We start from the raw sequence: 14,670 nt of genomic DNA on the forward strand, positions 1-14,670 counted from the left end.
TGTGAGAATCGAACGGCCCCCTTGTCCACGGAGAATTTGTGACTCATATCGATCCCCCGATGGGAACGGCAGTTAAGGCTGAGCATCCCCGCAAAAACTTCGCGGGGCATTTCCTTTCCCACTACCCGCTGCGTATTTCATTAGTGGTAGTAATTACCGCCCTAGCAGGGGTTGGTCTCACGATTTCCAGTGCGGTAGTCACGTCCACCCTGCAACGATTCATGATCCAGCGCGTGGATGATCAGCTGGCAAACGCAACGGATTCGTGGGCACACCGCACTTCAACCAGTCGCACAACGCCGTATGACGACCTGGGTAAAACTGAGGATCCCCGTGGATCGGGCAGCTCGGACGGGTCCTCCTCAGGCGGCCTGCTGGGGTCGTATCCAAACAAAAGCGATGTGGATCGGCCTCCCAGTGACTTCTATGTGCTGGTAGTAGATGGCCCCGTTGCCTATGAGCAGTTCAACAGCGTGAACGAATCGAAGCCTGAGGTTCGTGGTCTCGATAAACCAACCCCTCCTACGACCGTGAGCGCCCGCCCGGGCAGTGCCTCACCCACGGCGTGGCGCGCGGCGAGTGTGCAGAACCAGGATGGCACCGTCACGATCGTTGCGCTGCCCCTAGCCGATGAAGAACACACCATCACCCGCCTCATCGCGCTGCAGGTCATCATTGGCCTTATCGCTTTGGCCGCCATTGTGGTGGCCAGCATGTATATCGTCCGCAGGGCGCTGAAACCACTGAACCAGGTAGAACACACCGCCTCGCTGATCTCGCGTGGCCACCTTGAACAACGCATCCCCACATGGTCCCCAAACACGGAGGTGGGGGCGCTATCGCAAGCCCTGAACCGAATGTTGGCACAGATTCAAGGGGCGTTCATGTTTGTGGAGAATTCCGAGCGTCAAGCCCGCGGGTCGGAGGCTGCCATGCGCCGTTTCATCGGCGACGCTTCCCATGAACTTCGCACCCCGCTGACGTCCGTGCGCGGATACGCAGAGCTCTACCAATCCGGAGCTACCGACGATGCTCGCATGGTCATCGACCGCATTTCCGAAGAGTCTGCCCGTATGTCCCTCCTCGTCGAGGATCTGCTGGCACTGGTGCGCATGGATGAAGGGCGCCCACTGAAACAGGACCGTGTGGACGTGCTGGAGCTGGTGCTGCACTCGGCGGATTCCGCTCGCGCCGGTTTCCCCGGGCGACACGTGTCGGTCAACAATAGGTGCGGCGGGGACATTCCGGTGGTCATCGGTGATGCTAACCGGTTGCACCAAGTAGTGGGCAACTTGCTGACCAACGCACTTCGTCACGGTGGGGATGCCGCCCAGGTTCAGATCAACCTGTCCCAAGGTAGCCACACCGTCATCATTGAGGTCTCAGACGACGGTAACGGCATCGCTGAAAAGGACTTGCCCCATCTGTTCGAACGCTTTTATCGCCCGGACGTCTCGCGCTCACGTGCATCCGGTGGCTCAGGGCTGGGCCTTTCCATCGTGAAATCCCTCGTAGAGGCCCACGGTGGCACCATCACCGTGGCCAGTCGGCTGGGGGAAGGAACTACCTTTACTGTCGAGCTGCCGTCCGCTGCGGAGGATGTTCCAGAGCATGCTTAACCAATCCAGCGACCTTGCGGTTGCGCACCAGCATGTTGTGGGCAACCTCTAAATCGGGGTAGTACTTCTGCACCAACACCAAACGCAGAGGCCCAGGATGCGCGGGAGTACCGGTCCATTCGCTATCGTCGGCAAGTGCAAACGCGGCTTCCAAAGGAACAGTCCGGTCATACTTCGTAGCAATCTGCGTGATGGGGACCGTGCAGGTGGCCGTTTGATGCAACACCGCGGTCAACTCCGGGGAGCCAACGATCTGTTGGGCGAACGCGGGACCGGCTACGGCATCGACGATTCGCAGCGCGGCGTCGGCACTAGGCCGACCAGACCACGGCATGCGCACACCCCGAAAATCGGCGCCCAACCCAACTATATGGTGCACAAACCGGCCAGCGCGCGGCCGGGATGCCACAGCGAGGGACAGCAACCCGCCCTGTGAATGCGCCACCAAGTCGAACGTGGGCGATTTGGTCTGATCGTGTAGCTCCTCCAACTGCTTTTCAATTTCTTCGATGGAACCGTTGAGGGCTCGCGTGCCATTGTCGCCGTAACTCACGCTAAAGACGCGCCGGGACCGCCCGTCGTAAGTGGAACGCAGATACGGGACCAAACGGTTGAAATTCCCGCGGCCCCCCACGGTGCCGTGCACGACCACCACCGGCCGAGGCTCCCGCTGGCTCAGCTGGTACGTCGGCGACTCTTCCCAATGCCCTAGATCCGGCAGGTAGGAGAAAATCGATCGGCGCGCTGCCTCCGTCACGAATCCCACTCCTCTTCTTGCCCCTCATCATCCCGTAGTGCCTGCACAAGCGTCTCGTGCACTAACTCTTGGACGGCGGGATTGCTGGGCAACTCTTCATGCCTACATTTACCGACGCCCACGTCCTGCACAAAAACATTCTTCACTAGGTCCGAGTCTTCCATGGACAAAAACGCATTCTCGTGCGGGACAACCGTCGAGTCATTGCGGGTGGCGTAATTGGTGTAGCGAATCATTGGGCGGGTATCGGGGCTGGCCGCGAGTGTTTCTAACACAGGGGAGCCGATGATTTGTTGCATACCGGCAGCGCCGAATACACGGCGAATGGTCGCAGCGGCCATGCGTTGCGTGGTCTCTGAGGTCAGGAGGTTCCCCAGCATTCCCAAAAGCGTGGTCCCTTGGTGGGGTGAGCCCAAACTGATGAGGTGGTGGACGTAATCCTCCCCGCCTAATTCGTTGATCCAATACCGAGCCAGCAACCCGCCTTGGGAATGCCCTACAATATCAACGGCCTCGGCGCCGGTAGCTGACAAGACCTGTTCGATGTATGCGCCGATATCTTGCGCTGAGGTGGGGATATCCTGCGTTCCATGCACTCCATAGTCGGGGCTAAACACCACAAAGCCATCGTTGCGCAGGCGAAGAACAAGGTTTTGCCACACGTTTTTAGAACTGATGGTGCCGTGAATGAGCACTACCGGGTAGGGCCGATCCAATGTGGGCCGGGCTTGCCAAAGGTCATCTGCGTAACCGTGGGAGACCTGGCGCGCGCCCAGTGGGGGATCGGGGATGGCACCACGTAGTTGTGGCATTGATGGGCGGGTGACACCCAGGTTGCCGGGAATGTCGTAGATGAAACGCCCCGTTGAAGCTACGCCGTTGGATAGACGAGTAAGCCACGTCCGCTCTGATTTGTCGAGCAGTGGGTCGTCGGATTCTGACAGGGCAGTGCCGTCGGCATTTTCACCTGCAGCCTGCTCAGCAGTGAGGTCATCGGGTGGTGTGCCGTCCAGTTCATTGGAATCGGCGAAAGAGTTGGAGCTACCCGTGGCGAATTCGGGATCCGCCCAATCAGGGGCTAGCGCGAATTCGTCATCGGATTCATCGTCATCTTCGATGGGGTAGGGGCGCGGCTTGGAGGTCATTAGTCCTTGGGCTGTTCCTTGAGGTCAGTGGTGCCCAGAATCGCGCGGATCTTGTCGGCGGCAGCTTCCATCTTGGCCGGGTCGGTCTCATCCATTTTCATCACGTTCGCCAGTGAGTAGCCGGACATGTCGGCAGCGGGGAAAACGTGGATGTGAGCGTGGGGAACCTCAAAACCGGCAATGAGGTATCCAGCGCGTGGAGACTTGAAAGCCTCGATAATCGCCTGGCCTACTTTTTGCGCAACCTCATTGCAGTGTGCCCACAGGGCAGGATCCATATCGGTCCACCGATCGACTTCTTCAACTGGGACCACGAGGGTATGTCCGTATGCGACGGGCTCGATGGTGAGGAAGGCCACAACCTTGTCGTCACGGTAAACAAAACGACCGGGTAGTTCTCTATTGATGATCTTTGTGAATACGCTCGTCATGGTTCTCGATGGTAGCGCCGGACCGTCAAACATGTGGTGGGTAAAGTATTCACTATGCGCATTCTTGTGATCGGAAACGGTGCCCGCGAGCACGCCTTGGCTTATTCCTTGTCCCAGGACCCATCGGTGGATGAAGTCCACGTCAGCCCCGGCAACGCGGGTATGGCTGCTGTTGCTACTCTCCACCCCTCTGGTGATGCAGTTGAACTCGCCAGGGACATTCAGGCAGACCTCGTTGTCATCGGGCCGGAAATCCCATTGGTCGCCGGTGTTGCAGACGAATTGCGTGCGGCCGGTTTCGCCGTGTTTGGTCCGTCCAAGCAAGCTGCTCAAATCGAAGGCTCCAAGGCTTTCGCGAAGGATGTCATGGCGCGCGCCGGGGTTGCCACGGCGCAGGCCCAGTCGGTGCCGGTCGGCGCTTCGGATGCTGATATCGACGCCGCTTTGCACAACTTCGGCCCCATGTACGTGGTGAAAGATGATGGCCTCGCCGGTGGAAAGGGGGTGGTTGTTACTGATGACCGCGCTGCGGCTCTGGCTCACATTAAGGCTGTTCATGAGGGTGGAAATCCGGTCTTGTTGGAAACCTTCTTGGACGGCCCGGAGGTATCCCTGTTCTGCCTCGTCGACGGGGAAACCGTCGTTCCGCTGCTGCCCGCCCAAGACCACAAGCGTGTGGGGGAAAACGATGAGGGCCCCAACACCGGTGGCATGGGAGCGTACACTCCGCTGCCGTGGTTGCCCGAAGATGGTGTACAGCGCATCGTCGATGAGGTGTGCCGTCCAGTAGCCAAGCAAATGGTGGAGGATGGGGTTCCTTTCAACGGCTTGTTGTATGCCGGGTTGGCGTGGGGCAACAATGGCCCATCGGTAGTGGAATTCAATTGCCGTTTCGGTGACCCGGAAACCCAGGCGGTGCTGGAGCTGCTCAAGACTCCGCTCGGCGGGGTGCTGGACGCGGTAGCACGTGGTGAGCTGGAATCACTCCCCGCGCTGGAGTGGAAGGAAGGCTACGCTCTGACGGTCGTACTGGCTGCAGAAGGGTACCCGGAAGCACCAAAGACGGGCGAGGTTATTTTGGGGGCTGATGCCGGGAGCGAATCCAAGGGGATCCGGGCCGCTGGTGTGGCGGAAAAGGATGGGAACTTGGTTTCGGCAGGTGGTCGCGTGATCAATGTCATCGGCTCGGGCGCCACGCTCGAAGAAGCCCGCGACCAGGCCTACCGCGTGATGGATAGCGTGACCCTGCCAGGTGGGCACTTCCGCAGGGACATCGCCCTCCCCGCGGTCGAGGGGCGCATTTCGGTCCAATAGCACCTTTCTTTGCACGCCTGGCAGGATTTTGTGGGGATGGAGCGTTGACCAGCCTGTGATCATGCGTTGTAGGGATTTCCCTTCTGCGCTGCGGTCTCGTTAAATTGCCCATATGCCTGAAGGTCATGTGATTCACCGGCTCGCGCGGCACCTCAACCAAAACTTTGGGGGCCAGGTTATGAGGGTCAGTTCTCCCCAGGGGCGTTTCGCCGTCGAGGCGGCTCTGATCGATGGGACTCAGCTATGCAAAGCACGTGCGTGGGGGAAGCACTTGTTTTTGGAATTTGGTTCCCAACGTATCGTGCACATCCATTTAGGTTTGATTGGATCGTTTCGGATCGAGCCTTACCAATCGGATACGCCGTGGGGACAAGTTCGTTTGCATTTGCACCGGGCGATAGATGACGGGGGAGCGGATGCCTACCCGCTGAGCAACACAGATAGGCCGGCCGGCTCGGCGAAAACGCAAAGCACAGGCACCGCAGGTGGCGCAGCCACGCTTGATAACGCGGCCCAGTCAGACAATCAGGCCGTAGCTGCTAATCTACGGGGCCCGCAGTGGTGCCGGTTGATTACCGAGGCCGAGATGGACATAGAGATCGGCAAGTTAGGGGCGGATCCCCTGCGGCCCACCGATCCTGTGAACCTTGAACTAAAAGAAGAAGTATTTCGGCGGTTGACGCGCAGTCGCCGATCGATTTCAAGTTTGTTAATGGACCAGAAGTTCTTTGCCGGGGTAGGCAATATCTACCGCGCCGAAGTGCTCTTTCGTTTAGGGATCAATCCCGAGACGCGGGGCGACGTGGCGTCGGAAAGAAAAGAAGAAATCTGGGAAGACCTGGTGGAGCTCATGGCCTACGGTGAGCAGCACGGACGCATCGACACAGTGAGGCAAGAGCATAGCCCTGAGGCGATGGAAAGAGCGCCGCGGGTAGATGACCACGGAGGAGAGGTGTACGTGTACCGCCGGGCTGGGCAACCGTGCTTGGTGTGTGGGGATGGCGTGCAACATGCGGTGGTGGAAGGGCGGAATCTCTTCTGGTGTCCCACGTGCCAGCTATGAGGCACGGTAGGAGGTCCCGTGACTGCTGTAAGAGCAGGAGGCATTCTTTTCTGGTGCTCCGATTACCCGCGATAGAGGCGCGGTAAAAACGGGTAAAAGCGGTGGTGGGGGAGGGGTAGCAGGTGCGAGGCGGACTTGTGGGATAATAACGGACGTGCCTGCGAAAAAGAAGATTTCAAACGTCCTTGCCAACCGATACGCATCCCCTGAGATGACCGCGATTTGGTCACCGGAGGACAAGATCGTCATGGAGCGCCAATTGTGGATCGCCGTGATGAAGGCCCAGCAGGAGCTGGGTGTGGAGGTTCCAGCCGAAGCGATCCAGAGCTACGAGAAGGTCATCGACAACGTTGATCTGGAATCGATCGCGGAACGGGAGAAGGTCACCCGCCACGATGTCAAAGCTCGAATCGAAGAGTTCAACGTCCTGGCCGGCAATGAGCACATCCATAAGGGAATGACATCCCGCGACCTGACCGAAAACGTCGAGCAACTGCAGATCTACCGCTCCCTGGAGATTGCTCGGAACAAGGCCGTGGCCGTGCTGGCGCGCATCGGCAAACGAGCGGGCGAGTACGAATCCCTCGTAATGGCGGGGCGTTCCCACAATGTGGCCGCGCAGGCGACAACGTTAGGAAAGCGCTTTGCCTCCGCCGCAGACGAACTGCTCATCGGTCTGGAGCGGATCCAAGATCTGCTGAATCGCTATCCACTGCGCGGTATTAAGGGGCCAATGGGCACCAGCCAAGACATGTTGGACTTGCTCGGTGGGCAGGAGGACAAGCTGGCGAGCCTCGAATGGAAGATTGCCGACGAGCTAGGATTCCGTCGCGTGTTCGACTCGGTGGGGCAGGTTTACCCGCGCAGCCTGGATATGGATGCGTTGTCCGCACTGGTAGAACTCGGCGCGGCGATGAGCTCCCTGTCGATGACGATCCGTTTGATGGCGGGTAACGAGACCGTGACGGAGGGGTTCAAGGAAGGCCAGGTTGGTTCTTCCGCGATGCCACATAAGATGAACGCCCGTTCGTGCGAGCGAGTTGGCGGCATGCAGGTGCTGCTGCGCGGTTACTTGACGATGGCCGCTGACCTAGCGGGTGCGCAGTGGAACGAAGGTGATGTGTTCTGTTCCGTAGTTCGTCGCGTGGCGCTACCGGATGCATTCTTTACGTTCGATGGCATGTGCGAGACGTTCCTGACCGTGTTGGACGAATTCGGTGCGTTCCCCGCGATGATCGAGCGCGAACTGGACCGCTACCTGCCATTCTTGGCAACAACGAGGATTCTGATGGCTGCTGTGCGCGCCGGGGTGGGGCGCGAAACTGCGCACGAGGTTATCAAGGAGCACGCGGTTGGCGTGGCTTTGAACATGCGCGAAAATGGTGGCGAGCAGGATCTGATCCAGCGCCTAGCCGCCGATGAGCGCTTGCCCCTAACCGAAGAGGATCTAAACGAAGCGCTGGCCGACCGGCACGCATTCATCGGTGCGGCGGAGAGCCAAACGCAGCGTGTCCTGCGCCGGGTTACTGAGATTACGAAACGCTACCCGCTGGCGGCGGCGTACACACCAGGGGAGATTTTGTAACCCCCAGGTCGCTCCGGGTAGGCCCAGTGTCGGTCTAGGCAACCGAGCACTCGGGGAACCGGGTGCCCGGGCACCCCCGGGTGGTCAGCCTTAGGGCGTTAGCCCTAAGTCGCGGGCAATCCCCAGCAACCCTAGCTCTGGTGCAGCGGGATCGACCCGCCCGGAATCGAATCCAACAGCCGCTGGGTGTATTCCTCGCGCGGATTCATGAACAGATCATCGGTCTGTCCACGCTCCACGATTTCGCCTGAACGCATCACCAGCGTCTCATCCGCGATCTGCTTCACCACCGCCAAGTCGTGGGTGATGAAGAGGTAAGTCAGGTCCATCTGGTGCTGCAGGTCGTTGAGCAGCTCCAGCACTTGTGACTGCACCAGCACGTCCAGTGCGGACACCGCTTCATCGAGGATCAACGCTTCCGGGCGCAAAGCTAGCGCACGGGCAATCGCCACGCGCTGCCTCTGTCCACCGGACAGCTCTCCGGGGTAACGGTGCATCATTGATTGAGGCATCGCAACCATATCCAGCAGCTCGCGCACCCGCTGCTCGTGTTCCTTCTTGTTCCCGATTTTGTGGATCCGCAGTGGCTCGCTGATCGTAGAGAAAACCGAATACATCGGATCAATCGAACCGTAGGGGTTCTGGAAAACGGGCTGCACGTGGCGCCGAAACTTTAATTCCTGCTTGCGATCCAGGTTCGTGACGTCTTCGCCATCGAATGTGATCGTGCCACTAGTGGGCTGCAACAGCCCCAGAACCATCTGTGCCACGGTTGACTTACCAGAACCGGATTCGCCCACCAGAGCCAATGTCCGCCCACGGTCGAGGTAGAAACTGATGTCCTGCGCCGCCACGAAGTCCTTCTTTTTCCACGGTTTTTCACCGCGTACTTGGTAGATCTTCGTGAGGTTCTTTGCCTCAATCAAGGGCTTATTAGTCGACGCCCCGCTGGTGCCACCTTCCTTGCCCTCTGCACTACCGACTGGCGTGGCCTTGGCGGGCGCGGGGGAGGCCTTGGACCGCTTCGTATCTTCGGAACGCGCACCCTCGCCTGCACGTTGAGGATCGTTTTTGGCCGCGCTCTGTGCAGTCACCTCGGACCTCCGCGCCGACAAGCTCGGTGCGGCGGACACCAACTTTTTGGTGTAGGGATGATGCGGGTCTTGCAGAATCTCCAGTGCAGGGCCCGATTCCACGATACGCCCCTGGCTCATCACCACAATGCGTTGAGCTCGCTCCGCAGCCAACCCCAAGTCATGGGTAATGAGCATCACCGCGGTGCCCAGTTGCGCGGTCAAGTTGTCTAGGTGATCCAGGATCTGCTGCTGCACAGTAACGTCCAGCGCAGAAGTGGGTTCATCGGCGATGAGCAGCGTCGGGCGGGCGGCTAAACCGGCGGCGATCAACGCACGCTGGCGCATACCACCGGAAAACTGGTGGGGGTACTCGTCTACGCGCCGGGATGATTCCTTCATACCGGCCTCATCCAACAAATCAATAGCACGCTGGTGGGCTTCGGAACCGGTGGCGATGTTGTTGTATTTCAGGCCTTCCTTGATGTGGTGGCCAATGGTCCATACCGGGTTCAGGTTGCTCATCGGATCTTGCGGGATCAACCCCACAGTGTTGCCCCGAATTGCGGTGAACTGCTTTTCAGAGAAATGAGTGATGTCCTGGCCCGCTAGTTCGACGGTTCCACCCGTCACACGCCCACCACCGGGGATAAGCCCCAGCACCGCATGCGCAGTTGTGGATTTACCCGAGCCTGATTCTCCCACGATTGCCACGGTTTCACCCGGGTAAATCTCCAAGTTAACGTCGAAAACCGTGGGCAGCGGATTCTTCTTCGTGCCAAAGGCGATATCCACCCCGCGCATGGACAGGACGGGCGAGGGGTTGCTGTTGGCGTCGGACTTATTACCGACGCCCACACGGCTGGCGGTCGAGCTATCAGTAGGGGCCGAGGAGTCAGCAGGTGAGGTCATCGGGTGCGCTCCTTAGGGTCGAGGGCGTCCTTCAAGGTATCGCCCAACAGGATGAATCCCAGCACAGTCATTGCCAAGGCAGTAGCCGGGTAGAACAGGTTGGAAGGGGCCACGCGCAGTGTGGACTGTGCAGTGGAGATGTCATTGCCCCAGGAAACCACGGTTGGAGGAAGCCCAATGCCCAGGTAGGACAAGGTGGCCTCGGCAACGATGTAGATGCCCAAGGACGTGGTGGACATGACGATGATCGAAGCCAAGCAGTTCGGCAAGATGTGACGGAATAGGATGCCGGACTTGGAAAGCCCCAGCGCGCGAGAGGCGGAAACATAGTCGTTGTTCTTCGTGGACAAGACAGCGGAGCGAACCACGCGCGCCATCTGTGGCCAGCCAAAGATTGACAAAACGAATACGACCGTGAGTGTATTGCGCACACTAAACATCTGCATCAACACAATGCCGGCCAGCAGCAGCGGGATGGCGAACATGATGTCCGTCAGCCGGGAGAGAATGGCGTCGACCCATCCGCCCACGTAACCGGCGACGGACCCCACGATCACGCCGATGATGGTGACAAAGATGGTGGTCAACAGACCCGTGACCACGGATGCCCGCGCCCCGTAAATGGTTCGAGCGTACACATCGTAGCCCTGCAGCGTGAAGCCGAAGGGATGCCCGCTGCGGCTCGGGGCCAAAGAATCGTTGAGGTCTGCCGCACGGGGGTCCGTGCTGGAAAACAGGCCAGGGAACAAGGCAACTAAGAGGGTCAACACAATGATCACGGATGCGACCCAGAACAGTGGGCGCCGGCGTAGCTGCTTCCATGCGCTGCCCCACATACCCGTAGGGGCGCTATCGGGCAGCAACTGGTCGCGGGTGAGGACGTCCTCGGTTTCAGTTTCGGCTACCCAGCGTTCCTGACGGCTGACGACCGGGCCGATCCCGCGGTGTGCCATAGCGAAATTGGAATTGTTGTTAGTGGAATTAGGCATAGCGAATCCTTGGGTCCAGCAGGGCGTAAAGCAAGTCGATCACGAGATTCGAGATAACGAAGATGATGACGAGCACGGTGACAACACTGACGACGGTGGGGGATTCACCCAGGTTGACGGCTTGGAAAACGAGTCCGCCTACACCGTGAATGTTGAAGATGCCCTCCGTGACGATCGCGCCACCCATAAGTGCTGCGAGGTCGGCGCCAATGAAGGTGACGACGGGGATCATGGAGTTGCGGATCACGTGGTTGCGGATAGCAGCCCAGCGCGGTAGACCGCGGGACTGTGCCGTGCGCACAAAGTCAGCACGCAAATTTTCGGCGATTTCACTGCGAGTGAGGCGCAGGACGTATGCGAAGCTGACCAGGCCCAACACGGCGGCGGGGAGCAGCAGTCGTTGAAAAGAGGCATTGCTGCCGACGGTGGGTGGCACAACACCCCATTGAATTCCGAAGAGGAACTGCCCCACGAAACCGATGACGAAGATTGGAACTGCAATGATGACCAGGCTGATGACCAGCAGCGTGGAATCGAAGAAGCTGCCTTTCTTCAGACCGGCGATGATGCCGAAACCGATACCGAAGATGATCTCGATCGCCAGGGCCATCAGTGCCAATTTGATGGTGATGGGGAATGCCTCGGCCAGCACGTCGATGACCGGGCGATTGGAGAACGTCATACCCAAATCGCCTTGGAAAACACCGCCTAAGAACAGCAAGTACTGCACAACGAATGGTTTATCCAAGTTGTATTGTTCACGGATCGCATCCAGCACATCCGGATCGGCGGCCTTTTCACCGGCCAGAGCGAGTACCGGGTCACCAGGTGTGAGGAACACCATGGCGTAGATCAAGAAGGTGGCCCCCAGGAAAACTGGGATTAGTTGGAGAAGGCGTTTGCCGACGTACCACAACATTAGTTGTCACCTTCCTTCGTGAGCTTGGTGAATTCGGGGTAGCCGTTCCACCCGGTTTGGAAGTGCTTCAGGTTGGGATTCCACGCCGTGGATGCAGATTTGTACCACAGCGGAATCTGCGGGAGGTCCTCCATGAGCACAGCCTGAGCTTGGTTGTAGATGGGTTGAGCTTTCTCCGCGCTGGGGCTACTTGCGGCTTTGGCCAAAAGAGCATCGAACTCAGCGTTGGAGTAGTCCGTGTCGTTCGAGCTTCCTTTCGTCCGATACTGGCTTTCTAGGAAGTTGGCAATCGAGGGGTAGTCGCCCAGCCAACCCGTGCGGTAGCCGGCGCCGACATTGCGGTTCACTACGTCGTCGCGCAGGCCCTTGAAGTTTGGATAAGCCCTACCTTCGGCGGGAATCCCTAAGGTCTGACGGATGCTGTTGGTCACTGCCTCCACCCAGGATTGGTGGCCACCGTCGGCATTGTAAGCAATTTGGAACTTGCCCGTAAAAGGCCGGATCTTATCGGCCTTCGCCCACAGTTCGCGAGCCTTTTCGGGTTGGTAGGTAAGAACTTCCTTACCCTTGATGTCAGGGGTTCCGCCCAAGGTAGGGGAGCCGAAGTCCTCCGCGGGGGTCCGGGCACCGAAGAACAGTTTTTCCGTGATGAGATCGCGGTTGATCGCCATGCTGAGTGCGTGCCGGCGTAGCTTTCCTTCCTCGTCATTGCCAAAGTGCTTGAGGTTGAAAGGAATGCCGAAGGATTCGATGGAAGCCATGGCACGGTTACTATGCGACTGAGGGAAATCGGCTTGGTACGACGGGTATGCGTTTGGGCCGACGGTTTCACGAACGGAGTCCAGATCACCGGCTTGCAGATCGGCATAGGCGGTGTCCAGGCTGGTGTAGAACACAAAATTCAAACCTGCGTTTTGCGCCTTGTCCTTGCCGCTGTAGTTGTCGAAGGCTTTGAGACGAACGTTGACATTGTGCGTCCATGCGTTGTCCCCATCCATCATGTAGGGGCCATTGCCGATGGGGTGTTCGCCGAACGCGTCCATGTCTTTGAAAGCCACTTTTGGCAGTGGTGCGTAGGCGTAGTAACCCAATCGCAGCGGCCAGGTGGCTTCGGGAGCGCTTAGTTCCACAGTGAACTTGTGGTCGTCTATCTTGGTGAGGCCACTTAACTTATCTGCGGTGCGGTTGTCCCCACTGAGCTCGTCAAATCCCTTGATGTTGGAGAAGAAGTCGCTCCCGAGTTGCGCGTTTTTCACGTCCGCACCGTAGTTCCATGCGTCGATGAAGCTATCGGCGGTGACCTCTTCACCGTTGTGGAACTGCCAACCGTCTTTAATTACCACGGTGAACTTTGTGGAATCCGCGTTGGGTGTAATGGATTCCGCTACCTGGTTGTATGGCTTACCTTCGGGGTCATAGTCAACGAGGCCGTCGAAGAGTGTTTCCATCAGCGTTCCGCCACCGTTTTCGTTGGTGTTGGTCGGTACCAAGGGGTTTTGAGGCTCGGAACCGTATACGGAGATGTACTCCGCAGGGGTGTCGGGTTGCTTGGTGGAACATGCTGCGAGGCTCGCGCTGAGGGTAATGGCAGTGAAGGCCGCCAGAACTCTTGTCGCTTTCATGTGCCGTCTTTCCTCTTTCACGTGAAGCTGCGCCGGGGCTGGCCAAGCCACGCTGGGGTTCAGCGCGAAACGTTGTCCGGTAGCACAGCATTGGAACGATGATAAGAGTGGTAGTCATTAAAATGAAAAAGAAAATGTTGCCTAGGACACGTTTCGGGGGCAATTATTAACTACCTTGCATGCTCCCCGCGCAGGAATAGCGATGTTTGTGCACCAAACGAGGTGGGTGGTCCCCACCCACCTCGTTTGGAATAGTAAAAGCACTCATACGGGTCTAGACTTTCTCACCATGCGTCCTGAACTTTCCGACTACGAGCACATCTCCGCAGGCAAGGTCCGCGAGATCTACGAAATTGACGATGACACGTTGTTGATGGTTGTTTCCGACCGGATCAGTGCTTACGACTTCATCCTCGATACGGAAATCCCAGATAAGGGGCGGGTGCTTACCGCGATGAGCGCCTTCTTCTTCGACAACATCGATTTCCCTAATCACCTGGCTGGCCCGTTGGACGATGAGCGCATTCCCGCATCCGTCCTGGGGCGGGCAATGGTGTGTAAGAAGCTGGACATGGTGCCATTCGAGTGTGTGGCTCGCGGCTACCTCACCGGTTCTGGGCTTAAGGAATACAACGAAACCGGATCGGTGTGTGGCGTCGAGCTCCCAGAAGGCCTCACGGAGGCATCCCGGTTGCCAGAGCCAATCTTTACCCCTGCCACGAAGGCTGAGGTTGGTGATCATGATGAAAACGTAAGTTTCGACGTTGTCGTCGAGGCCCTCGGCGAACAAAGGGCCAAGGAACTTCGCGACGCCACCCTGTCGATCTACTCCAAGGCCGCGGGAATGGCACACGAGCGCGGAGTGATTTTGGCGGATACCAAGTTTGAATTCGGCCTCGATGAGAATGGGCAGTTGGTGTTGGCTGATGAGGTTCTCACCCCGGACTCCTCCCGATACTGGCCAGCGAATGAGTACGAAGAGGGCAGGGTGCAGCCCTCGTTCGATAAGCAGTATGTGCGCAATTGGCTCACCGGGCCGAAAGCTGGCTGGGACAAGAAGGAAGGAACCCCTCCACCAGCACTGCCCGGTTCCGTCGTCGAAGCCACGCGTGCGCGTTACGTAGAGGCCTATGAAAAGATCTCGGGCAAGCGTTTTGCCGACTGGATCGGTAGCTGCGTGTAAACCGCCATTGCATTAAAAGCCAGCTGTGTTTGCAAACGTGGGCTGGTCAAACCCCGCA

12 protein-coding genes are annotated in these 14,670 nt (G+C 58.5%); 5 read left to right on the top strand and 7 right to left on the bottom strand.

Annotation, left to right across the window (positions count from 1 at the left end):
* The first annotated feature begins 59 nt into the window (after window positions 1–59).
* A complete protein-coding gene (locus CAURIC_RS02155) occupies window positions 60–1,619 on the top strand; it encodes a sensor histidine kinase (RefSeq protein ID WP_052095030.1) in 1,560 nt (519 codons plus the stop codon).
* On the opposite strand, the gene CAURIC_RS02160 is transcribed toward CAURIC_RS02155, so the two are convergent.
* Genes CAURIC_RS02160 through CAURIC_RS02170 form a run of 3 tightly spaced genes read right to left on the bottom strand, consistent with a single transcriptional unit; the run spans window position 1,570 to window position 3,952 of the window.
* Window positions 1,570–2,376, bottom strand: a complete 807-nt coding sequence (locus tag CAURIC_RS02160) for an esterase/lipase family protein (RefSeq protein ID WP_035114458.1) — start codon at window positions 2,374–2,376, stop codon at window positions 1,570–1,572. The two genes, CAURIC_RS02155 and CAURIC_RS02160, sit on opposite strands and share 50 nt — an antisense overlap.
* On the bottom strand, window positions 2,373–3,521 hold the full coding sequence (locus tag CAURIC_RS02165; RefSeq protein WP_035114456.1) for a lipase family alpha/beta hydrolase: 1,149 nt from the start codon (window positions 3,519–3,521) through the stop codon (window positions 2,373–2,375). The genes CAURIC_RS02160 and CAURIC_RS02165 overlap by 4 nt, the downstream gene beginning before the upstream one ends.
* Window positions 3,521–3,952, bottom strand: a complete 432-nt coding sequence (locus CAURIC_RS02170) for an HIT family protein (RefSeq protein WP_035114671.1) — start codon at window positions 3,950–3,952, stop codon at window positions 3,521–3,523. The genes CAURIC_RS02165 and CAURIC_RS02170 overlap by 1 nt, the downstream gene beginning before the upstream one ends.
* Before the next feature lie 54 nt (window positions 3,953–4,006).
* Between CAURIC_RS02170 and purD the strand changes: the two genes are divergently transcribed.
* The 3 genes from purD to purB all read left to right on the top strand — a co-directional run bounded on the left by purD (window position 4,007) and on the right by purB (window position 7,914).
* A complete protein-coding gene (gene purD / locus CAURIC_RS02175) occupies window positions 4,007–5,266 on the top strand; it encodes a phosphoribosylamine--glycine ligase (RefSeq protein ID WP_035114669.1) in 1,260 nt (419 codons plus the stop codon).
* A 112-nt stretch (window positions 5,267–5,378) separates the two neighbouring features.
* Window positions 5,379–6,329, top strand: a complete 951-nt coding sequence (locus CAURIC_RS02180) for an Fpg/Nei family DNA glycosylase (RefSeq protein WP_290183188.1) — start codon at window positions 5,379–5,381, stop codon at window positions 6,327–6,329.
* Window positions 6,330–6,474: 145 nt separating this feature from the next.
* Window positions 6,475–7,914: an adenylosuccinate lyase gene (purB, locus tag CAURIC_RS02185; protein WP_172644066.1), complete on the top strand. Its 1,440-nt coding sequence runs from the start codon at window positions 6,475–6,477 to the stop codon at window positions 7,912–7,914.
* 131 nt (window positions 7,915–8,045) lie between these two features.
* On the opposite strand, the gene CAURIC_RS02190 is transcribed toward purB, so the two are convergent.
* From CAURIC_RS02190 to CAURIC_RS02205, 4 genes are read right to left on the bottom strand one after another with little or no spacing between them, the layout of a single operon-like run.
* Window positions 8,046–9,899, bottom strand: a complete 1,854-nt coding sequence (locus tag CAURIC_RS02190; protein ID WP_412766409.1) for a dipeptide ABC transporter ATP-binding protein — start codon at window positions 9,897–9,899, stop codon at window positions 8,046–8,048.
* A complete protein-coding gene (locus CAURIC_RS02195; protein WP_290183190.1) occupies window positions 9,896–10,888 on the bottom strand; it encodes an ABC transporter permease in 993 nt (330 codons plus the stop codon). The genes CAURIC_RS02190 and CAURIC_RS02195 overlap by 4 nt, the downstream gene beginning before the upstream one ends.
* Window positions 10,881–11,807: an ABC transporter permease gene (locus CAURIC_RS02200; protein ID WP_035114450.1), complete on the bottom strand. Its 927-nt coding sequence runs from the start codon at window positions 11,805–11,807 to the stop codon at window positions 10,881–10,883. Before CAURIC_RS02200 ends, CAURIC_RS02195 begins: the two co-directional genes overlap by 8 nt.
* Window positions 11,807–13,429, bottom strand: coding sequence for a peptide ABC transporter substrate-binding protein (locus CAURIC_RS02205; protein WP_290183191.1), 1,623 nt, complete (start codon window positions 13,427–13,429; stop codon window positions 11,807–11,809). Before CAURIC_RS02205 ends, CAURIC_RS02200 begins: the two co-directional genes overlap by 1 nt.
* Before the next feature lie 289 nt (window positions 13,430–13,718).
* Between CAURIC_RS02205 and CAURIC_RS02210 the strand changes: the two genes are divergently transcribed.
* A complete protein-coding gene (locus CAURIC_RS02210; protein ID WP_035114665.1) occupies window positions 13,719–14,612 on the top strand; it encodes a phosphoribosylaminoimidazolesuccinocarboxamide synthase in 894 nt (297 codons plus the stop codon).
* Window positions 14,613–14,670 lie beyond the last annotated feature (58 nt).

The sequence above is a fragment of the Corynebacterium auriscanis genome (assembly GCF_030408435.1).
In the GTDB taxonomy this organism is placed as follows: domain Bacteria; phylum Actinomycetota; class Actinomycetes; order Mycobacteriales; family Mycobacteriaceae; genus Corynebacterium; species Corynebacterium auriscanis.